Origin of the sequence: Castellaniella defragrans (assembly GCF_014203015.1) — a bacterium.
Classification (GTDB): domain Bacteria; phylum Pseudomonadota; class Gammaproteobacteria; order Burkholderiales; family Burkholderiaceae_B; genus Castellaniella; species Castellaniella defragrans.
In genome coordinates, this window is the sequence record NZ_JACHIB010000013.1 from 84,641 (window position 1) to 105,403 (window position 20,763).

At 69.3% G+C, this 20,763-nt stretch carries 17 protein-coding genes; 10 read left to right on the plus strand and 7 right to left on the minus strand.

Features of this window, described 5'->3' with window-relative positions:
• Window positions 1-16: 16 nt before the first annotated feature.
• Genes HNR28_RS11735 through HNR28_RS11750 form a run of 4 tightly spaced genes read left to right on the plus strand, consistent with a single transcriptional unit; the run spans window position 17 to window position 5,962 of the window.
• Entirely contained in the window at window positions 17-3,184 is a 3,168-nt protein-coding gene (locus HNR28_RS11735; protein ID WP_151024801.1) for an efflux RND transporter permease subunit, read from the plus strand.
• On the plus strand, window positions 3,181-4,647 hold the full coding sequence (locus HNR28_RS11740; protein ID WP_409360350.1) for an efflux transporter outer membrane subunit: 1,467 nt from the start codon (window positions 3,181-3,183) through the stop codon (window positions 4,645-4,647). The genes HNR28_RS11735 and HNR28_RS11740 overlap by 4 nt, the downstream gene beginning before the upstream one ends.
• Window positions 4,644-5,372, plus strand: coding sequence for a pyridoxine 5'-phosphate synthase (pdxJ, locus tag HNR28_RS11745; protein ID WP_151024802.1), 729 nt, complete (start codon window positions 4,644-4,646; stop codon window positions 5,370-5,372). The genes HNR28_RS11740 and pdxJ overlap by 4 nt, the downstream gene beginning before the upstream one ends.
• Window positions 5,373-5,383: 11 nt before the next feature.
• Complete coding sequence (locus HNR28_RS11750; RefSeq protein ID WP_043682443.1) at window positions 5,384-5,962, plus strand: nitroreductase family protein; 579 nt, start codon at window positions 5,384-5,386, stop codon at window positions 5,960-5,962.
• Here HNR28_RS11750 and cueR read toward each other — a convergent pair.
• Window positions 5,926-6,423: a Cu(I)-responsive transcriptional regulator gene (gene cueR, locus HNR28_RS11755; RefSeq protein WP_151024803.1), complete on the minus strand. Its 498-nt coding sequence runs from the start codon at window positions 6,421-6,423 to the stop codon at window positions 5,926-5,928. The genes HNR28_RS11750 and cueR overlap by 37 nt on opposite strands.
• On the minus strand, window positions 6,416-8,692 hold the full coding sequence (locus HNR28_RS11760; protein ID WP_151024804.1) for a heavy metal translocating P-type ATPase: 2,277 nt from the start codon (window positions 8,690-8,692) through the stop codon (window positions 6,416-6,418). Before HNR28_RS11760 ends, cueR begins: the two co-directional genes overlap by 8 nt.
• 108 nt (window positions 8,693-8,800) lie before the next feature.
• On the opposite strand from HNR28_RS11760, the gene HNR28_RS11765 reads away from it, so the two are divergent.
• The 5 genes from HNR28_RS11765 to HNR28_RS11785 all read left to right on the plus strand — a co-directional run bounded on the left by HNR28_RS11765 (window position 8,801) and on the right by HNR28_RS11785 (window position 11,535).
• Window positions 8,801-9,193 (plus strand): VOC family protein, encoded by a 393-nt coding sequence (locus tag HNR28_RS11765; RefSeq protein WP_151024805.1) that lies wholly within the window; start codon window positions 8,801-8,803, stop codon window positions 9,191-9,193.
• An 80-nt stretch (window positions 9,194-9,273) separates the two neighbouring features.
• Window positions 9,274-9,555 carry a type II toxin-antitoxin system RelE/ParE family toxin gene (locus HNR28_RS11770; RefSeq protein WP_151024806.1) on the plus strand — a complete coding sequence of 94 codons (282 nt, stop codon included), beginning with the start codon at window positions 9,274-9,276 and terminating at the stop codon, window positions 9,553-9,555.
• Window positions 9,552-9,845, plus strand: coding sequence for a HigA family addiction module antitoxin (locus HNR28_RS11775; protein WP_151024807.1), 294 nt, complete (start codon window positions 9,552-9,554; stop codon window positions 9,843-9,845). The genes HNR28_RS11770 and HNR28_RS11775 overlap by 4 nt, the downstream gene beginning before the upstream one ends.
• An 86-nt stretch (window positions 9,846-9,931) precedes the next feature.
• The gene (locus tag HNR28_RS11780) at window positions 9,932-10,132 is read left to right on the plus strand and encodes a heavy-metal-associated domain-containing protein (protein ID WP_151024808.1); all 201 of its coding nucleotides are present in this window, start codon (window positions 9,932-9,934) and stop codon (window positions 10,130-10,132) included.
• A 14-nt stretch (window positions 10,133-10,146) separates the two neighbouring features.
• The gene (locus HNR28_RS11785) at window positions 10,147-11,535 is read left to right on the plus strand and encodes a dihydrolipoyl dehydrogenase (RefSeq protein WP_151024809.1); all 1,389 of its coding nucleotides are present in this window, start codon (window positions 10,147-10,149) and stop codon (window positions 11,533-11,535) included.
• Between the two features lie 111 nt (window positions 11,536-11,646).
• Here HNR28_RS11785 and HNR28_RS11790 read toward each other — a convergent pair whose 3' ends face one another.
• The 5 genes from HNR28_RS11790 to HNR28_RS11810 all read right to left on the minus strand — a co-directional run bounded on the left by HNR28_RS11790 (window position 11,647) and on the right by HNR28_RS11810 (window position 17,768).
• Window positions 11,647-12,219: an SCO family protein gene (locus HNR28_RS11790; protein ID WP_409360351.1), complete on the minus strand. Its 573-nt coding sequence runs from the start codon at window positions 12,217-12,219 to the stop codon at window positions 11,647-11,649.
• A gap of 115 nt (window positions 12,220-12,334) precedes the next feature.
• Window positions 12,335-14,416 carry a M3 family metallopeptidase gene (locus HNR28_RS11795; protein ID WP_151024811.1) on the minus strand — a complete coding sequence of 694 codons (2,082 nt, stop codon included), beginning with the start codon at window positions 14,414-14,416 and terminating at the stop codon, window positions 12,335-12,337.
• A 124-nt stretch (window positions 14,417-14,540) separates the two neighbouring features.
• Entirely contained in the window at window positions 14,541-15,395 is an 855-nt protein-coding gene (gene folD, locus HNR28_RS11800; RefSeq protein ID WP_043682459.1) for a bifunctional methylenetetrahydrofolate dehydrogenase/methenyltetrahydrofolate cyclohydrolase FolD, read from the minus strand.
• 1 nt (window position 15,396) lies between these two features.
• Entirely contained in the window at window positions 15,397-16,020 is a 624-nt protein-coding gene (locus tag HNR28_RS11805) for a response regulator transcription factor (RefSeq protein ID WP_043682461.1), read from the minus strand.
• Window positions 16,017-17,768, minus strand: a complete 1,752-nt coding sequence (locus HNR28_RS11810) for a PAS domain-containing sensor histidine kinase (protein ID WP_151024812.1) — start codon at window positions 17,766-17,768, stop codon at window positions 16,017-16,019. The genes HNR28_RS11805 and HNR28_RS11810 overlap by 4 nt, the downstream gene beginning before the upstream one ends.
• 274 nt (window positions 17,769-18,042) lie before the next feature.
• Between HNR28_RS11810 and aceE the strand changes: the two genes are divergently transcribed.
• Window positions 18,043-20,751: a pyruvate dehydrogenase (acetyl-transferring), homodimeric type gene (aceE, locus tag HNR28_RS11815; protein WP_151024813.1), complete on the plus strand. Its 2,709-nt coding sequence runs from the start codon at window positions 18,043-18,045 to the stop codon at window positions 20,749-20,751.
• The last annotated feature ends 12 nt before the right edge of the window (window positions 20,752-20,763 follow it).

Sequence of the window (20,763 nt, forward strand, 5' to 3'; positions counted from 1 at the left end):
TTCCACGCGAGCTCTCATGCCACAGTTTTTCATCGAACGACCGATCTTCGCCTGGGTGGTGGCGCTGGCCATCGCCCTGGCCGGCATCCTGGCCATCCCCAACATGGCCGTATCGCAGTATCCCGACGTCGCTCCGCCCACGGTGAACATCAACGCCACCTATCCGGGCGCCTCGGCCTCCGAGGTCTCCACCAGCGTGGCGAGCGTCATCGAGAACGAGCTGAACGGGGCCAAGGGCCTGCTGTACTACGAATCGGTCAGCGATTCCAACGGGCAGGCCGAGATCACCGTCACCTTCGCGCCGGGCACGGACCCCGACCTGGCCCAGGTGGACGTGCAGAACCGCCTGTCCAACGTGACGGCCAAGCTGCCCGCCGCCGTCGTGCAGCAGGGCCTGAAGGTCAGCCAGACGAATTCCGGCTTCCTGATGGTGGTCACGCTCTCGTCCAAGGACGGCTCCATCGACCAGTACGCCCTGGCCGACTACATCACGCGCAACATCCAGAACCCGATGTCGCGGATCAAGGGCGTGGGCAAGTTCCAGCTCTTCGCCGCGAGCCGCGCCATGCGCGTCTGGGTCGATCCGCAGAAGCTGGTCGGCTACGGCCTGAGCATGTCCCAGGTCAACAGCGCCCTGGCGGCGCAGAACCTGGTGATTTCCGGCGGCCTGCTGGGCTCGCCGCCGAACCCCGACACGCAGCGCACGGTGGTGCCGCTGACCGTCAACGGCCAGCTCGCCACGCCGGAGGAATTCGGCGACATCGTGCTGCGGGCCAATCCGGACGGCTCCTCGGTGCGCATCCGCGACGTCGCCCGCGTCGAGCTCGGCTCGGACAACTACCAGTTCGGCGCCCGCCTGAACGGCAAGCCCACGGCCGCCTTCGCCCTGTCGCTGACGCCGTCGGCCAACGCCCTGGAAACGGCCAAGCTGGCCAAGGCCAAGATGGCCGAGCTGGCCAGGTTCTTCCCCGACAACATCACCTACGCGATCCCCTACGACACCTCGCCCTACATCGACCTGTCGATCGAGCAGGTGGTCCACACCCTGTTCGAGGCCATGGTGCTGGTGTTCGTGGTGATGTTCGTGTTCCTGCAGAACGTGCGCTACACGCTGATTCCGGCGCTGGTGGTGCCGGTGGCGATGATGGGGGCCTTCGCGGTGATGCTGGCGCTGGGATTCTCGATCAACGTGCTGACCATGTTCGCCATGGTGCTGGCCATCGGGATCCTGGTGGACGACGCCATCGTGGTGGTGGAGAACGTCGAGCGCATCATGGCCGAGGAAGGCCTCTCGCCCAAGGAAGCCACGAAGAAGGCCATGCCGCAGATCAGCGGCGCCATCGTCGGGATCACCCTGGTGCTGACCACGGTGTTCCTGCCGCTGGCCTTCATGTCCGGCTCCGTGGGCGTGATCTACCGCCAGTTCTCCGTGGCCATGGCGGTGTCCATCCTGTTCTCGGCGCTGCTGGCGCTCAGCTTCACCCCGGCGCTGTGCGCCACCCTGCTCAAGCCCATCCCCAAGGGCCACCATGAGTCCAAGGGCGGCTTCTTCGGCTGGTTCAACCGCGGCTTCGATCGCACCACGCGGGGCTATACCCGCTGGGTCTCGCGCAGCCTGAAGCGCACGCTGCGCATGATGATCGTCTTCGCCGTGCTGGTGGGCGTGATGGGCTGGATGTACCTGCGCCTGCCCACCTCCTTCCTGCCCGAGGAAGACCAGGGCTACGTGATCGCCAACATCGAGCTGCCTTCGGGCGCCTCGTCCAGCCGCACGGTGGAGATCATCGAGCAGGTCGAAAAATACTTCATGGCGCTGCCGCAGGTCGCCAACATCATCGCGGTCCAGGGCTTCAGCTTCAACGGCAACGGCCTGAACGCCGCCATCGCCTTCGTGCCCCTGAAGGACTTCTCCGAACGCAAGGGTCCGGCCGACTCGGCGCAGGCGATTTCCGGCACCGCGATGGGCAAGCTGCTGTTCGGCCTGCCGGACTCCATGGTGATTTCCATCACCCCGCCGGCGATCTCCTCGCTGGGCAACGCCTCGGGCTTCGACCTGCGCCTGGAAGACCGCAGCGGCGTGGGCAGCGAAGCCCTGCAGGCGGCCACCCAGCAGCTGCTGCAGCTGGCTTCGCAAAGCCCCATCCTGACCGGCACGCGCATCACCGGCCTGGGCGCCGGGCCGCAGCTCAAGGTGCAGATCGATCGCGCCAAGGCCGCCGCCCTGGGGGTGGACTTCTCCGAAGCCGCCAACCTGATCTCCACGGCCATCGGCTCGTCCTATGTCGGCAAGTTCACCAACCAGGGCTGGGTGCAGAACATCTGGGTCCAGGCCGAGCAGGACGCCCGCATGGAGCCTGACGACATCCTGCGGCTCAACGCCCGCAACGCCAACGGCGACATGGTGCCGCTGTCCTCTTTCGTGTCCCTGGAATGGACCCGCGGTCCGGTCCAGATCGTGCGCTACAACGGCTACGAATCCATCCGCATCGGCGGCTCGGCGGCGCCGGGCTATTCCACCGGCCAGGCCATGGCCGAAATGGAGCGCCTGATCGCCCAGCTGCCGCCCGGCCTGAGCTACGAATGGACCGGCCTGTCCTACCAGGAAATCCAGGCGGGCAGCCAGTCCACGATCCTGATGGGGCTGTCGATCCTGGTGGTCTTCATGGTGCTGGCCGCCCTGTACGAAAGCTGGGCCATCCCGCTGTCGGTGATGCTGGCCGTGCCGCTGGGCATGCTGGGCGCCGTGCTGCTCAGCAGCCTGATGGGCAAGGACAACGACGTGTACTTCATGGTGGGGATGGTGACCGTGATCGGCCTGGCGGCGAAAAACGCCATCCTGATCGTCGAGTTCGCCAAGGACCTGTACGCCAGCGGCGCGGGCCTGGCCGACTCGGCCATCGAGGCCGCGCGGCTGCGCTTCCGCCCGATCCTGATGACCTCCTTCGCCTTCATCCTGGGGGTGGTGCCCCTCGTGACGGCCAGCGGCGCGGGCGCCGCCAGCCAGAACGCCGTGGGCCTGGGCGTCCTGGGCGGCATGCTGGCGGCCACGCCGCTGGCCGTGATCTTCGTGCCGACTTTCTTCGTGGTGATTCTGAAATTGTTCAAGACCAAACCGAAACTGCTGGGCCACCAGGCGCCGCACATCCCATCCGCCGGCGAGTCCGGTGCGGGAGAACGGACATGATGAATCGACGACTCCCCGCGCGTGTCCTGGCCGTCTCCACGCTGGCGCTGGCGCTGGGCGCCTGCTCCCTGGCGCCCACCTACCACCGGCCGGCCGCGCCGGTGCCCGACCGCTTTCCGCTCACGGCCGCCGGCAACGGCCAGGCGGACCAGGCCGCTCAAGCCGTCCAGGACACCCAGGCCGGTCTGCCGGCCTGGCGGGACTTCTTCCAGGATCCCCGCCTGCAGGCCCTGATCGAGCTCGCGCTGAAGAACAACCGCGACCTGCGCATCGCCGTGGACCGGGTCGAAGAGGCCCGCGCCCAGTTCGGCATCGCCCAGAGCGACCGCCTGCCGACCATCGGCGTGCAGGGCACGGGGCAGGTCACCCGCTCGCCGGCCGACATGCGCAACGGCGGCGCCGACGCCAAATCCGTCAACCGCAGCTACGTCGCGGGCGTGGGCATGACGGCCTTCGAGCTGGACTTCTTCGGCCGCGTGCGCAACCTCAGCGAAGCCGCCTACCAGTCCTACCTGTCCACCGACCAGGCGCGCCGCACCGTCCAGCTGGGGCTGATCGCCCAGACGGCCGAGGCCTACTTCCGCCTGCGTTCGGCCCAGGCCCTGCATGAACTGATGGACAAGACCCTGGAGGCCCGCAAGGGCACGCTGGACCTGGTCCAGTCCCGCTTCGACGTCGGGGTCGCCTCCGACCTGGACCTGGCGCAGGCACAGTCGCAGTACGACACGGTGCGCGCCGACCGCATCGCGACCGAGCGCGCCATGGCGCAGGCCGTCAACGCCCTGCAGCTGATCCTGGGCACGCCGGTGCCCCAGGACCTGCCCGCGCCGCAGCCGTTCGGCCGCGCGCAACTGCTGTCCTCGCTGCCCGCGGGCCTGCCGTCGCAGCTGCTGGAACGCCGGCCCGACATCATCGGCGCCGAGCACGACCTGATGGCGGCCAACGCCCAGATCGGCGCCGCGCGCGCCGCCTTCTTCCCGCGCATCTCCCTGACCGGGCTGCTGGGCTTCGCCAGCCCCGAACTGGACGGCCTGTTCGGCGGCAGCCAGCGCTACTGGCAGTATTCGCCGCAGATCCAGATGCCGCTGTTCTCGGGCGGGATCAAGGGCAACCTGGACCTGGCCAAGGCGCGCAGCAACATCGCCGTGTCGTCCTACGAAAAGGCCATCCAGACCGCGTTCCGCGAAGTCGCCGACGGCCTGGCGGGCGAAGCCACCTACAGCAGCCAGCTCGACGCCCTGCGCGCCACCGAGGAATCCGCGCTCAAGGCCCTCAAGCTGGCCCAGATCCGCTACGAGACCGGCGTGGACAGCTTCCTGCAGGTGCAGTCCGCGCAGGTCGCCCTGTACGGCGTGCAGCAGCAGTTCATCCAGCTGGGCACCGACGCGCTGTTCAACCGCGTCGAGCTGTACAAGGCGCTGGGCGGGGGCTGGTCCGCCGACGACCTGCCGGAGGCCTCCTGATGGAACTGGGCGTCAACATCGATCACGTCGCCACCCTGCGCCAGGTGCGCCTGACGGCCTATCCCGATCCCCTGCAGGCGGCGCTGCGCGCCGAGGATGCCGGCGCCGACCTGATCACCCTGCATCTGCGCGAGGACCGGCGCCACATCCAGGACGCCGACGTGCGCGCCATCCGTCCGGCCCTGCGCACGCGCATGAACCTGGAATGCGCCATCACGCCGGAAATGCTGGCGATCGCCTGCGACATCCGTCCGCAGGACGTCTGCCTGGTGCCGGAAAACCGGCGCGAGCTGACCACCGAAGGCGGGCTGGACGTGCTCGGCCGCTACGACGAGGTCGCCTCCGCCGTGGCGCGGCTGCACGACGCCGGCATCCGCGTGTCCCTGTTCATCGATCCCGAGGCCGGGCAGATCGCCGCCGCCGCGCGCACCGGCGCCCGCGTGATCGAGCTGCACACCGGCGCCTACGCCGATGCGCCCGACGCGGGCGCGCGCGCCGCCCAGCTCGAACGCGTGCGCGCCGCCGTCGCCGTGGGGGTGGGCGAGGGCCTGCGGGTCAACGCCGGCCACGGCCTGCATTACGACAACGTCGAGCCCGTCGCCGCCCTGCCGGGGATCGCCGAACTGAACATCGGCCACGCGATCGTCGCCCAGGCCGTGTTCGACGGCTGGGAGCCCTCGATCCGGCGCATGAAAGCCCTGATGGTCAGGGCGTCCCATCCCTAGGAGCCCCTTCCATGTCCACGCCCCTCGATGTCCTGCTCGGCCGCCAGTCGGTCAAGTTCGTCCAGGCGCCCGGTCCGACCGACGCGCAGCTGGACCTGATCCTGCAGGCCGCCCTGCGCGCGCCCGACCACGGCGGCGTGAAGCCCTGGCGCTTCGTCCTGGTGCGCGGCGCCGACGTGCCCGCCCTGGTGGACGTGGGCGTGCGGGCCGGCATCGCCGCGGGCACGCCCCTGCCGCAGCCCAAGGTGGACAATGCGCGCAAGTGGCTCTCCAGGGTGCCGCTGGTGATCGCCCTGGGCTGCCGCCCCGATCCTTCCGGCCGCATCCCCGAACACGAGAGCCTGCTGGCCGTGGGCGCGGCGGCCATGAACATGCTCAATGCCGCGCACGCCCTGGGTTTCGGCGCCTTCTGGAGCACCGGCATCGGCACCTACCTGGACGGCGTGGGCGAGGCCCTGGGCTTCGATCCCCTGGACGAGCGCTTCATGGGCTACCTGGCCATCGGCACGCCCATCGAACCGCCGGCGCCGGTCCGGCGGCCCGACTGGCGGGATCACGTGTCGGAGTGGCACGCGCCGGCGCCGGCCTGAGCCCGCGCGCCGTCCTCGATGCCTTCGAGGATCGGGCATTCCGGCCGGTCGTCGCCATGGCAGCGCTGCGCCAGCTCGCGCAGCGTCGCCGCCATGCCGCGCAGCAGGGCGGCCTTGGCCTCCAGCGCCTCGATGTGCGCCAGGGCCAGGCGTTTGACCTCCGCGCTGGCGCGGCCGCGGTCGCGCCACAGGCCGGTCAGCTCCGCGATCTGCTTCAATGAAAACCCCAGGTCGCGCGCGCTGCGGATGAAGCGCAGCGCGTGCAGGTCGGCCTCGCCGTACTGGCGGTAGCCGGCGGCGCTGCGCGCCTGCGGGACGAACAGGCCTTCCTGCTCGTAGTAGCGGATCATCTTGGGGCTCAGGCCGGTACGGGCGGCCGCCTCGCCGATCGTGAACGGCGCGCGGGCGGCGGCGGCGCGCGGCCTGGAACCGGCATCGTGCCGGGTGCGGGATTCAGCCATGACGGACCTCCAGGGGCAGCCATTTCAGGCGCAGGGCGTTGACCACGACGAAGACGCTGGACAGCGCCATGGCGCCGGCCCCCAGCATGGGCGAGAGCTGCAGCCCGGTGTAGGGATACAGGGCGCCGGCCGCCACTGGGATCAGGGCGGCGTTGTAGGCGAAGGCCCAGAACAGGTTCTGGGCGATGTTGCGCAGCGTCAGCCGCGACAGCGCGATGGCGCGCGCCACCGAGTTCAGGTCCTCGTTCATCAGCACCACGTCGGCCGATTCGATGGCCACGTCGGTGCCCTGGCCGATGGCGATGCCCACGTCGGCCGTCGCCAGGGCGGGCGCGTCGTTGATGCCGTCGCCGACGAAGGCCAGGGAGCCGGCCTCGCGCCGCAGGGCCCGCAGCAGTTCCGCCTTGTGCGCGGGCAGGGTCCGGGCGTGGACGATGTCGATGCCCAGTTCGCCGGCCACGGCGCGGGCGGCGGCCTCGTGGTCGCCGGTGATGAGCGCGGTCTTCAGCCCCAGGGCGTGCAGGCGGGCGATGGCCTCGCGCGCGCCGGGCCGCAGCGGGTCGGCCACGGCGAGCACCCCCGCCAGCCGGCCGTCGCGCGCCGCCAGGAAGACGGTCTTCCCCTGGCCGGCCAGGGCCCGGACCTGTGCCTCGACCTCGGCCTCGACCGGTACGCCGTGGTCGCGCATCAGGGCCTCGCTGCCCAGCAGCCAGCCGTGCCCCCCGACCCGCCCCTGCACGCCCGCGCCGGTGAGCGCCGCGAAGCCCTCCACCGGCGCCAGGGGCAGCCGCTCGGCCCGGGCGGCCTCCAGCAGGGCATGCGCGATGGGGTGTTCCGAGGCGCTCTGCACCGCGGCCACCGCCGCCAGCAGGGCGGGACGGTCCAGGCCGTCCAGGGGCAGGGCGTCGCTGAGCGCCGGCCGGCCCAGGGTCAGCGTGCCGGTCTTGTCGAAGGCCGCCACGCGGACGCTGCGCAGGCGCTGCAGGGCGTCGCCCTGGCGGAACACGATGCCCAGGCCCGCCGCGCGGCCCGTGGCCACCATGATCGAGATCGGCGTGGCCAGCCCCATGGCGCAGGGGCAGGCGATGATCAGCACCGCCACGCCGGCGATCAGCGCGTGCGTCAGCCGCGGCTCGGGGCCCCAGAACAGCCAGCCCAGGAAGGCCAGCACGGCCAGGCCCATGACGGCCGGCACGAACCAGCCGGTGACCCGGTCCACCAGGCGCTGGATCGGCAGCTTGGCCCCCTGCGCCTGCTCGACCAGGCGGATGATGTGGGCCAGCACCGTGTCGGCGCCGACCTGCGTGGCGCGCATCACCAGGCCGCCGCGCGTGTTCAGCGTGCCGCCGATGAGGCGGTCGCCCGGGCGGCGCGTGGCCGGGATGGGCTCGCCCGTGATCATGGATTCGTCCACCCAGGACTCGCCCTCGACGACCGTGCCGTCGACCGGGATCTTCTCGCCGGGCCGCACCCGCACCTCGTCGCCGGGCGCGAGCGCGTCGATGGGCAGCTCGGTCCAGTCGCCGCCGCGCCGCGCCCAGGCCGTGCGCGGCCGCAGGCCGATCAGCTGGCGGATGGCCGAGCCGGCCCGGCCCCGGGCGCGGGCTTCCAGCCAGCGGCCCAGCAGGATCAGCGTGGCGACGACCGCGGCGGCCTCGAAATACAGGTGGCGGACCTCGTCCGGGAAGAGGGCGGACGCCACCGTGACCAGCGCGGAATACAGCCAGGCGCTGCCCGCGCCCAGGGCGACCAGCGTGTTCATGTCCGGCCCCAGGTGCCGCAGCGCCTTGAAGCCGCGGGTGAAGAAGGCCCGGCCCGGCCCGGCCAGCACGGCGGTGGCGAGCGCGAATTCGGCCCAGGCCAGTGCTTGCGGATCGACCAGGGACTGGATCGCATGGTGCAGGGCGGGGACCAGGTGCCCGCCCATCTCGACCAGGAACACCGGCAGCGTCAGGACCAGGGCCAGGAAGAAGCGCCGCCCAGCGGCCGCGTCTTCGTTCGCGTCCGCGTCGCCGGCCGCCTGCGCGGGATCCTCGCGGCGGAGCAGCCGCGCCTGGTAGCCGCGTTTTTCGACGGCGGCGACCAGCGCTCCGGGATCGGCGCCCTCGGCCGCGAGGGTGACGTGGGCGCGGCGCGTGGCCAGGTTGACGCTGGCCTGCGCCACGCCGGGGACTTTCGCCAGAGCCGTTTCGACCCGGCGCACGCAGGAGGCGCAGGTCATGCCCTCGACTTCGAGGTCGAGCGCGGAAGGGGCGGGCGGGGTGGACATGGACGGGCTCCGGTTCATCACGATGATTGTAGGATGAGGCTTGACCATGTGGTAAGGTCAAGGGGCGCCGCTGGGCCGCCGGTCACGCACAACAACCATGGGAATGCCATGACGATACGCATCGACAGACTCGACCACCTCGTCCTCACGGTCGGGGACGTCGCCGCCACCTGCGATTTCTACTCGCGCGTGCTCGGCATGGAGGTCGTGACCTTCGGCGAGGGCCGCAAGGCCCTGGCCTTCGGCCGCCAGAAGATCAATCTGCACCAGCGGGGCCGGGAAATCGAGCCCAAGGCCGCCATGGCGCTGCCCGGCACCGCCGACCTGTGCCTGGTCACCACCGAAACGCCGCAGGCGGTGCTGGCGCATCTGCGGGCCTGCGGCGTGCCGGTGCTCGACGGCCCGGTGCCGCGCACGGGCGCGACGGGGAAGATCACCTCGGTGTATTTCAGGGACCCGGACGGGAACCTGATCGAGGTGGCGAGCTACGACGAGGCCTGAAGGCGTTGCAAGGCCAAGCCTCTGCATTTGGCTTGCTTCTTGCTGTTGTTGCGTGATGCGCAACATGGTACGCTTGAGTCATGATCAAGTCCTTCCGACATAAAGGGCTGCGCAGGCTCTTCGAGACGGGCAGCGCATCGGGCGTACAGGCAAGTCATGCGAAACGCCTGCGGCTTCAACTGACCGCCCTCGATACCGCGTGCACGATTGAAGATATGGATATCCCTGGCTTCCGCCTGCATCCCTTGAAGGGTGACATGAAGGGGCGCTGGTCGATCACTGTCAATGGCAACTGGCGCGTCACGTTCGAGTTCCAGGACGGCAATGCCTATATTCTGGATTACGAGGACTATCACTCATGAGCATGCACAATCCCCCGCACCCCGGCGAGTTCATCTCCGGTATCTATCTGGAACCCTATGGCATCAGCGGCCGAGAGCTTGCCGGCAAGCTCGGCGTCGCGGCATCCACCCTGAGCCGGATTCTCAAGGGCACCAGCCGCGTCACGCCGGAAATGGCCTTGCGGCTGTCCAAGGCCATCGGCCGCAGTCCTGAAAGCTGGCTGGCCATGCAGGATGCCCATGATCTATGGGTTGCGCGCCAATACGTCAACCTGGATGATGTGGGCGAGTTGAAGCTGGCTGTGGCTTGAAGGACGTCTTCCACTGCTCAACGCCTTGAGCTTCCCGCCGTGTCAAGGTTTAAGATGCCGGCTGTCCCTTTCCAGGAGCCTTCCCCATGAAGACCGAATTCATCGTTTCCGACATGACCTGCAACCACTGCGTGCAGACCATCACCCGGGCCGTGCAGGACGTGGCGCCCGACGCCACCGTCCAGACGGATCTGGGCGCGCACCGCGTCACGATCGAGTCGTCGGCGGACGCGGCGACGCTCCAGGCCGCCATCGCCGAGGAAGGCTACGACGTTCAACCCGCTTGAAACGGGGCGCGGCCATGAGCGATCGGATCATCGACTGCGACGTCGCCATCGTCGGCGCCGGTTCGGCCGGCCTGCCGGCCTACCGCGAGGTCGTCAAGGCGGGCCTGAAACCCCTGCTGATCGAAGGCGGGCCGCACGGCACCATGTGCGCCCGGGTGGGCTGCATGCCGTCCAAGCTGCTGATCGCGGCGGCCCAGGCGGCGGCCGATGCGCGCCACGCCGACGGCTTCGGCATCCGCCTGGGCGGTCCGCCCCGGGTGGACGGCCCGGCCGTGATGGAGCGGGTGCGGCGCGAGCGCGACCGCTTCGTGAGCTTCGTGGTGGACGACGTGGAAGCCATGCCGCCGGAGCACCGCCTGGACGCCCCCGTGGAATTCCTGCGCGACGGCGTGCTGCGGGCCGCCGACGGCCGCGAGGTGCATGCGGAACGCATCATCCTCGCCACCGGCACGCGGCCGAACGTGCCGGAGCAATACCGGCCGCTGGGCGAGCTGGCGATCGTCAACGACGACGTGTTCGACTGGCGCGACCTGCCGCGCAGCGTGCTGGTGATCGGCTCGGGCGTGATCGGAGTGGAACTGGGCCTGGCGCTGGCGCGCCTGGGCGTTCGGGTGCGGGTGCTGAACCGCTCCGACAGCTTCGTCCATCTGGCGGATCCCCGGGTGCGGGCCGCCGCGCTGGAGCTGCTGGGTCCCGAGCTGGCCCTGGTGCAGTGCGCCCGGGTCGCCACGGTGCGCCGCGAGGGCGATCAGGCCGTGGTGGGCTGGTCGGTGGACGGCGGCCCCGAAACCGTGGAACGCTTCGATCGCGTGCTGCTGACGGCGGGCCGCAGCCCGGCCCTGGACGCGCTGCACCTGGAGCGCACCACGATGCCGCTGGACGAGCGCGGCCGGCCGCGCTTCGATCCGGCCACGCTGCAGGTCCACGGCCAGCCGGTGTTCCTGGCGGGCGACGTGACCGGCCACCACGCCATCCAGCACGAGGCCTCCGACGACGGCCGGCTGGCCGGGCGCAACGCGGCCGCCTGGCCCGACGTGCATGCGCTGCCGCGCCGCGCGGCCATGGCGGTGGTGTTCAGCGATCCGCAGATCATGCAGGTGGGCGGCGGCTACGCGGCGCTGGGCGATCCGGAGGCGGTCGCCATCGGCGAGGTCGATTGGACGCGCCAGGGCCGCTCGCGGGTCATGCTGCGCAACCGCGGCCTGCTGCGCGTCTACATGCGCAAATCCGACCGGCGCTTCCTGGGCGCGGAAATGATCGGGCCGGACGCGGAGCACGTCGCCCACCTGCTGGCCTGGGCCTTGCAGATGGAATTGACCGTGCCGGACATGCTCAAGCTGCCGTTCTACCATCCAACGATCGAGGAAGGCATCCGCACGGCGCTGCGCGACGCCGCGCGGTAGAGCGGGCCCGGACGGAGGTTCCCGCGGACCGTTTCGCGCCGGGCGGATCCGGGCGGCATGCGGGCCGTGCGCGGGGCGCGCGCCGCAGGGCGGCATGTTCGCCGCCCGGTTTCAGCGCAGCATCGGCTTCAGCGCAGCCAGCAATTCTTCCTGGGATTCGCCGTCCGAGGCCAGCCAGGTGGCCTTGCCGTGCTGGTCGAAGGCGTAGATGCCGCGGCTGTGGGCGACCTCGTAGGGGGCATCCGGGTGCTGCGGATCGGGGCGCTCGATCTGGTAGGCGACCCGGTAGCGCCGGGCGAGCGCGGCGATGGCTTTTTCATCGCCCGTCAGGCCGATGGCGTGGGGGTCGAACTGGTCCACGTAGGCCTGCAGGATGTCGGGCGTGTCGCGGTGCGGATCGACGCTGACGAACAGGATGCGCACCTGGTCGGCCTTCGGGCCCAGGGACTCGGTCACCTGGGCCAGTTGCGCCATGGTCGTCGGGCAGATGTCCGGGCAGCTGGCGTAGCCGAAGAACATCAGCACCACCTTGCCGGCGAAGGCCTGCTGGGTGACGGTCGCGCCGCCCGCGCCCTGCAGCGAGAACTTCAGGTCCGGCAGGAAGCCGCGCACCGGATGGACCGCCGCCAGCGCCAGGCTCGTGCCGGCCAGCCACAATATGAGTCCCGACAATAGGTGTTGCACGAAAGCGCCCTTTTTGCCGCTGGATGAGCCAGGACATGGGTCAGTCCCTGCGGACTGACCCACGCCTGACGAATCCGAGCGGCCTGCAAGCCGCGAGGTGGACGGGAGCTTCATCTCACGCTTCCAGCAACCCGCTATGCCGCAGCAGGGCCTCGATGCTGGGATCGCGGCCGCGGAAGGCGCGGAAGGATTCCGCGGCCGGGCGCGAGCCGCCGACGGCGATGATCTCGTCCAGGTAGCGGCGGCTGGTGTCCGGGTCGAACACGTCGCGCGTGCCGTCCGGGCCGGGCCGGGCGGCTTCCTCGAAGGCGGCGTAGGCGTCGGCCGACAGGACCTCGGCCCATTTGTAGCTGTAGTAGCCGGCGCCGTAGCCGCCCGCGAACAGGTGCGAGAAGGCGTGCGGGAAGCGGTGCCAGGCGGGCGGGATCAGCAGCGCGACTTCCTGGCGCACCTGGTCCAGCGTGTCCAGGACTTCGCTGATCGACAGGCCGCTGGAACGGGTGTGGATCAGCATGTCGAACAGGGCGAATTCGACCTGGCGCAGGGTCTGCAGGCCGCTCTGGAAGTTGCGCGCGGCGATCATGCGGTCGTACAGGGCGCGGGGCAGGGGCTCGCCGGTGTCCACGTGGCGCGTCAGGGACTGCAGCACGTCCCATTCCCAGCAGAAGTTCTCCATGAACTGCGAGGGCAGCTCGATGGCGTCCCATTCCACGGCGGCGAAGGCGGCGGCGCCGGGATCGTCCACGCGCGAGAGCAGCGTGTGCATGGCGTGGCCGCTTTCGTGGAACAGGGTGATCACGTCGTCATGGGACAGCAGGGCCTCGCGGCCGTCCTGCGGCGAGGGGAAATTGCAGGTCAGCCAGGCGAGCGGCGTGTGCAGGCGCCCGGCATGCACGCGGCGGCTGCGCTCGCTGTCCACCCAGGCGCCGCCCTGCTTGCTGGGGCGGGCGTACAGGTCCATGCCCAGGCGGCCGAGTTCCCGGCCCTCGGCGTCCAGCACCCGGTAGATGCGCGCATCGGCGTGCCAGGCGGGCGCGTCGGTGACTTCCAGGCGCACGCCGAACAGGGTGCGGATCACCTGGAACAGGCCGTCCAGCACGCGGGATTCGGTGAAGTAGGGGCGCAGTTCCTCGTCGGAATAGGCGTAGCGGCTTTCGCGCAGGCGTTCGGACGCGTAGGCGATGTCCCAGGGTTCCAGGGGATCGAGCCCGAGCTCGCGCGCGGCGAAGGCGCGCAGTTCGTCCAGGTCGCGCTGGGCGCTGGGGCGGGCGCGGGCGGCCAGCTCGCGCAGGAAGTCCAGCACCTGGCCGGCGCTGTCGGCCATGCGGGTTTCCAGGCGCAGGCTGGCGAAGTCGGGGTGGCCCAGCAGGGCGGCTTCCTCGGCCCGCAGGGCCAGCAGCGTCTCGATGGATTCGGAATTGTCGAAGGCCGGATCGCCTTGGTCCGAGGCCCGCGTGGCGTGCGCCCGGTACAGGGTCTGGCGCAGGGCACGGTCCCGGGCGTGCAGCATGACCGGCAGGTAGCAGGGCATGTGCAGCGTCAGTTTCCAGCCCTGCTCGCCCGCCGACCGGGCGGTCTGGGCGGCCGCGGCGACCACGTCCGCGGGCAGGCCCTCCAGGCGGGCCTCGTCGGTGATCAGCAGGGACCAGCCGTCGGTCGCGTCGAGCACGTTCTCGGAGAATTTCTGCGCGACCTGGGCCTGCAGTTCGGCGTTGCGGGCGTAGGTCTCGCGCGCGGCGCCTTCCAGTTCGACCCCGCTCAGGCGGAAGTCGCGCAACGCCAGCTCGACGATGCGGCGGCGGGTCGGCGACAGTCCGGCGAAGGCCGGGCTCGCCGCGAGCGCGCGGTAGCGTTCGTACAGGCCGCGATGCAGTCCCACCCAGGTGGAGAATTCGCTCATCAGCGGCAGGCAGGCGTTGTAGGCGGCGCGCAGTTCCGGCGTGTTGACCACGCCGTTCAGGTGCCCGGCGATGGACCAGGCGCGGTGCAGGCGTTCGGACGGGTCCTCGATGGCCTCGACCAGGTTGTCCCAGCCGGGCGGGTCGGTGCGCGCGGCGGCGGCCTCGATCGCGGCGCGCGAGGCCTCGATCAGCTCGCGCACGGCGGGCTCGATGTGTTCGGGCCGGACGGCGCCGTAGTCCACGAATGCCTCGGCCGGGACGAGGAGGGGATTGCCGGCGGTGCGGGTACTGTTCATGCGAGCCCAGATGGGGGCGGCGCCCCCGTTTTTCAAGTCTGCCGCGTCACGCTTTCGAGTCTGCCGCGTCACGTCCGCAGCCTCATCTCCGCGGCGCTACGCCCGCGGCGCCACGCCCGCGGCCTCAGGTCTGCAGCGTGCGCTCGGCCGCCTCGACGGTGTTGACCAGCAGCATGGCGATGGTCATGGGGCCTACGCCGCCGGGCACGGGCGTGATCGCGGAGGCGACCGCGGCGGCCGAGTCGAAGTCCACGTCGCCCACCAGCCGGCCGGACTCCAGCCGGTTGATGCCCACGTCGATCACGACCGCGCCGGGCTTGACCATGTCGCCGGTGACGATGCCCGGCCGGCCCGTGGCCACCACCAGCACGTCGGCCCGGCGCGTCTGGGCGCCCAGGTCGCGGGTCTTGGAATTGCACAGCGTCACGGTGGCGCCGGCCGCCAGCAGCAGCATGGCCATGGGCTTGCCGACGATGTTGCTGGCGCCCACGATCACGGCCTCGGCGCCGCGCAGCGGGACGTTCTCGGATTCCAGCATCTTCATCACGCCGTAGGGCGTGCAGGGGCGGAACAGCGGCCGGCCGGTCATCAGCAGGCCGGCGTTGCTGACGTGGAAGCCGTCCACGTCCTTGGCCGCGCTGATGGTCTCGATCACCAGCCCGGTGTCGATGTGGCCGGGCAGGGGCAGCTGCACCAGGATGCCGTGGATGGCCGGATCGGCGTTGAGCGTCTCGATCACGTCCAGCAGTTCGCCTTCGGGCGTGTCGGCGCCCAGCGGGATGACGCGCGAATGCATGCCGGCCGCGGTGCAGGCCGCGGCCTTGTTGCGCACGTAGACCTGGGAGGCCGGGTCCTCGCCGACCAGCACCACCGCCAGGCCGGGCGTGACGCCCTGGGCCTTGAGCGCGCGCACGCGTTCGGCCACCTCGCCGCGCACCCGGGCGGACAGGGCCTTGCCGTCGATCAGTCGGGCGCTCATGTCAGGTCTCCTCGGCGCGGGCCAGGGCGATCTTCATCAGGTCGGCCACGGTGGTGACCTCGAGCTTTTCCATGATGTTGGCGCGGTGGGCTTCGACGGTCTTGATGCTGATGTTCAGGTCGCCGGCGATCTGCTTGTTCAGCCGCCCGGCCACGATGCGCTCCAGCACCTGCTGCTCGCGCGCCGTCAGCCGGCTGAGCACGGCCTGCTGGTCGCGCTGGGCGTGGGCCTCGCGCACGCGCTCGCGGGCCTGCTCCAGCATGCCCGCCACCAGGGCGCGCAGGTCGGCCTCGTTGAAGGGCTTCTCCAGGAAATCGACGGCGCCCTTCTTCATCGTGGAGACCGCCATCGGCACGTCGCCGTGGCCGGTGATGAAGACGATGGGCAGCGGCGCCTTGCGGGCGATGAGGGTTTCCTGCAGTTCGAGGCCGCTCATGCCGGGCATGCGGATGTCGGCGATCAGGACGCCGACCTGCTCGGGATCGTAGGCGGCGAGGAATTCCTCGGCGCCGGCGAAGCTGCGCACGGCGTAGCCGTTGGCCTCGAGCAGCCAGCGCAGGGAATCGCGGACCGCCTCGTCGTCGTCGACGATGTAGATGGTGCTGGGGATTTGGGTATCGCTCATGCGTGCTGTTCCTCCGTGATTTCCGTGGACTGGGAGCGCGGCGGGGCCTTGGGCAGGGTGAAGCGGAAGATCGTTCCGCCCTCCGGATTGGGGCTCGCCCACAGGCGCCCGTGGTGCGACTCGATGATGGTGCGGCAGATGTTCAGGCCCATGCCCAGGCCTTCGGACTTGGTGCTGTAGAAGGGCTCGAACAGCCGGTCGGGATTGCGCAGGCCGTGGCCGCGATCGATCACGGCGATCTCGACCTGGGGATGCTGGTCGGTGATCCGCACGTGCAGGCTGCGGCACTCGCTGTGTTCCATGGCCTCGACGCCGTTCTTGAGCAGGTTCAGCAGCACCTGCTCGATCAGGATGGGATCGGCCATCACTTCCGGCATGGGCTCGGGCAGGTTCTGGACGATCTCGATGCGGCGCTTGCGGGCGTCGATGTCGGCGAAGCCGACGGCGTTTTCCACGATTCGCGCGAGGCCCACGGCCTGGCGGCGCGGCTCGCTGCGTTTCACGAATTCGCGGATGCGGCTGATGATCTTGCCGGCGCGCTCGGCCTGCTGGGAGGCCTTTTCGAGCGCCTGCAGCAGGGATTCGGTCGAGGCCTTGCCCGACTTGATCATCGCCACGGCCGCCATATTGTAGTTGCTGATGGCCGTCAGCGGCTGGTTGAGCTCGTGCGCCAGGGACGAGGCCATTTCCCCCATCGTGGTCAGGCGGCTGGTGAGCTGGGCCTTTTCCTGCTGCACGCGGGATTCCTCCTCGTGCTTGCGGCGTTCGGTGATGTCGCGCGCCACCTGCAGGCGCACGCGGCGGGAGTCGGTCCAGGCCAGCATCCGGTGGTGGACCTCGAACCAGCGCTGGGCCGTGGGCGAGAACAGCTCCATGGTCTCGTCGGTGAAGCGGCCCAGGCGTCCGCCCAGCAGTTCCGCGTGGCCGCCGGTCTGGGCGCCGAACAGGCGCCGGTAGGTGCGGTTGGCGAACAGCAGCTCCAGGCCCTCGGGCGTGTCGGCCACCACCGAGATCGCGTCGTCCAGCCCTTCGAGCACGGTCATGAAGCGCTCGTGCGCGGCGGTCAGGGCCTCGCGGATGCGCTTGGGCTCGGTGATGTCGGTCATGGAGGTCATCCAGCCGATCTGCTCGCCCTTGGGGTCGCGCAGGGGCGAGACGTACATGCGCGCGGTGAAGCGCGAGCCGTCGCGCCGCTGCGCCTCGATCTCCAGGCCGCTGCTGGGGGTGCGCCCCGACAGCAGCTGGGCCAGGGTTTCGCGGTGATGGTCGTGGCGCCCCGGCAGCCAGTAGGGGAAGGGCGCGGTGCGGCCGATCAGGTCGGCCTCGTTCCAGCCGATCATGCGGCAGAAGGCCGGGTTCACGTAGGCGATGCGGCCCTGCATGTCGAACACGCGCATGCCCGTGGACATGGAATTTTCCATGGCGCGGCGAAAGCCGGTCTCGGCGATCAGGGCGGCCTCGGCCTGGGTGCGGAAGCGCGTGTAGCGCCACAGCGCCAGCAGGCTGAAGACGATCACCAGCGACAGGGCGAACACCACCATCATCAGGCGCTGCTGACGGGTTTCCTGGTCGATGGTGACGAACATCACGCTGTCGCTCTGCAGGCGCTGCAGCCAGATGAAGGCGCCCATGACGCACAAATAGAGCACGAGCACGATCGCCGGCGTCAGCCAGTACAGACGGCGACTGTGGCGAGCATGCTCGTAGAACGTCGTCGGAATCAGGGACTTGCGATTCGAGGAAGCCATGGACGTGAGGGTATCGCGGTTGCGTCATTTTAGACGTGAAAACCTCCATTCAACTTTTCACATAATAAAAATACATATCATCTAATGAAATTTTGCTTGTGCTGGCGCGGGGTCTTTCCTAGAATGGCTGCAAGTGCCGGCTCCCGGGGCGCGTCCGCGTCCGGGACATCCGTTGCAGGGCCGCTGGCGCATCTCCTCACTCTCTCGATCAATTTAGTCAGGCTGGCGCGATGTGTGGTCGCGTCATCGAACCACACCACAGGAGACACACACCATGTCCTCTCTTGACCAAGTCCACGCGGCAGCGGCGGATGTCGATCAGCAGGAAACCCAGGAATGGATCGATGCGCTGGAAGCGGTGCTCGATCGGGAAGGCGCGGAACGCGCCCACTACCTGATCGAGCGGCTCATCGATCTGGCCCGCCGCAGCGGCGCGCACATTCCCTATTCGCTGAACACGGCCTACGTGAACACCATTCCCCCGGGGCTGGAGCCGCCGCATCCGGGCAACATGGTGCTCGAGGAACGCATCCGTTCCTACATCCGCTGGAACGCCATGGCCATGGTGGTCAAGGCCAACAAGGTCGAGCCGCCCGACGGCGGCAGCCTGGGCGGCCACATCGCCTCCTTCGCCTCGCTGGCGACCATGATCGAATGCGGCCAGAACCACTTCTGGCACGCCGAGTCGCCCGATCACGGCGGCGACCTGATCTACTTCCAGGGCCATTCTTCCCCGGGCATGTACGCGCGCGCCTACCTCGAAGGCCGCCTGACCGAGGAAAACATGAACTACTTCCGCCAGGAAGTCGGCGGCAAGGGCAAGGGGCTGTCGTCCTACCCGCACCCCAAGCTCATGCCCGATTTCTGGCAGTTCTCGACGGTGTCCATGGGCCTGGGGCCGATGATGGCCATCTACCAGGCCCGCTTCCTGAAATACCTGCACGCCCGCGGCCTGGCCAACACGGCCGAGCGCAAGGTCTGGGTCTTCGTGGGCGACGGCGAAATCGACGAACCCGAAACCCTGGCCGCCATCGGCCTGGCCTCGCGTGAAAAGCTCGACAACCTGATCTTCGTCGTCAACTGCAACCTGCAGCGCCTGGACGGGCCGGTGCGCGGCAACGGCAAGATCATCCAGGAACTCGAAGGCGCCTTCCGCGGCAACGGCTGGAACGTGCTCAAGCTGATCTGGGGCGGCTACTGGGATCCGCTGTTCGCGCGCGACAAGGAAGGCATCCTGCGCCGCATCATGGAAGAAACCGTGGACGGCGAATACCAGGCCTACAAGGCCAACGACGGCAAGTTCGTGCGCGAAAAATTCTTCGGCAAGCATCCCAAGCTGCTGGAGATGGTCAGCCGCATGAGCGACGAGGACGTCTGGCGCCTGAACCGCGGCGGCCACGATCCGCACAAGGTCTACGCGGCCTTCGCCGCCGCCGCCGGCCACAAGGGCCAGCCTTCGGTCATCCTGGCCAAGACCATCAAGGGCTACGGCATGGGCCACATCGGCCAGGCCAAGAACCCCACCCACCAGCAGAAGAAGCTGGACATCGATTCGGTGCGCGAATTCCGCGACCGCTTCAACATCCCCATCCCCGACGACAAGCTCGAGGAAATCCCCTTCTTCAAGCCGGCGGCGGACTCGCCGGAAATGAAATACCTGCACGAGCACCGCAAGGCGCTGGGCGGCTACCTGCCGCACCGCCGCCGCAAGGCCGACCAGTCCCTGCCGGTGCCGCCCCTGGACGCCTTCAAGGCCGTGCTGGAGCCCACCGCCGAGGGCCGCGAGATCTCCACCACCCAGGCCTTCGTGCGGGTGCTCAACCAGATCCTGCGCGACAAGGACCTCGCCCCGCGCGTGGTGCCCATCCTGGTGGACGAGTCGCGCACCTTCGGCATGGAAGGCCTGTTCCGCCAGATCGGCATCTACGCCCCGGAAGGGCAGAAGTACGTGCCGGTGGACAAGGGCCAGGTGATGTACTACCGCGAAGCGGAAAACGGCCAGCTGCTGCAGGAAGGCATCAACGAGGCCGGCGGCTTCAGCTCGTGGATCGCGGCGGCGACGTCGTATTCCGTGAGCAACTGCATCATGATCCCGTTCTTCATCTATTACTCGATGTTCGGCTTCCAGCGCTTCGGCGACCACGCCTGGGCGGCGGGCGACATGCTGGCGCGCGGCTTCGTGCTGGGCGGCACGGCCGGGCGCACCACGCTGAACGGCGAGGGCCTGCAGCACGAGGACGGCCACAGCCACATCCAGGCCTCCCTGATCCCCAACTGCGTGGCCTACGATCCGGCCTTCGCGCACGAAGTCGCCGTCATCATCCGCAGCGGCCTGCAGCGCATGATGCATGACCAGGAGGACGTGTTCTTCTACATCACGGTCATGAACGAGAACTACGCCCAGCCCGGCCTGAAGGCCGGCGACGAGGAAGGCATCCTCAAGGGCATGTACAAGCTCCAGTCCAGCGCCAAGCCCGCCAAGCACCACGTCCAGCTGATGGGCTCGGGCACCATCCTGCGCGAAGTCCTGGCGGCCCAGGAACTGCTGGAAAAGGACTGGGGCGTGACCTCGGACGTCTGGAGCGTGACCAGCTTCACGGAACTGCGCCGCGACGGCCTGGACGTCGAGCGCCACAACCTGCTGCACCCCACCGAGCCGGCCCAGGAGGCCTACGTCACCCGCCAGCTCAAGGGCACGCAGGGTCCGATCATCGTCTCCACCGACTACATCAAGGCCTACGGCGACATGATCCGCCCGTTCGTGCCGCACGGGCGCCCCCTCAAGGTGCTGGGGACCGACGGCTTCGGCCGCTCGGACTTCCGCTCCGAACTGCGCAAGCACTTCGAGATCGACCGCCATTTCGTGGTCCTGGCCGCCCTGCGCAGCCTGGCCGACGAAGGCGCCATCGACATCAAGAAATGCGCCGAGGCGATCGCCAAGTACGGCATCGATCCCGCGAAGGCCAATCCGCACCACGCCTGAGGAGGACGAACA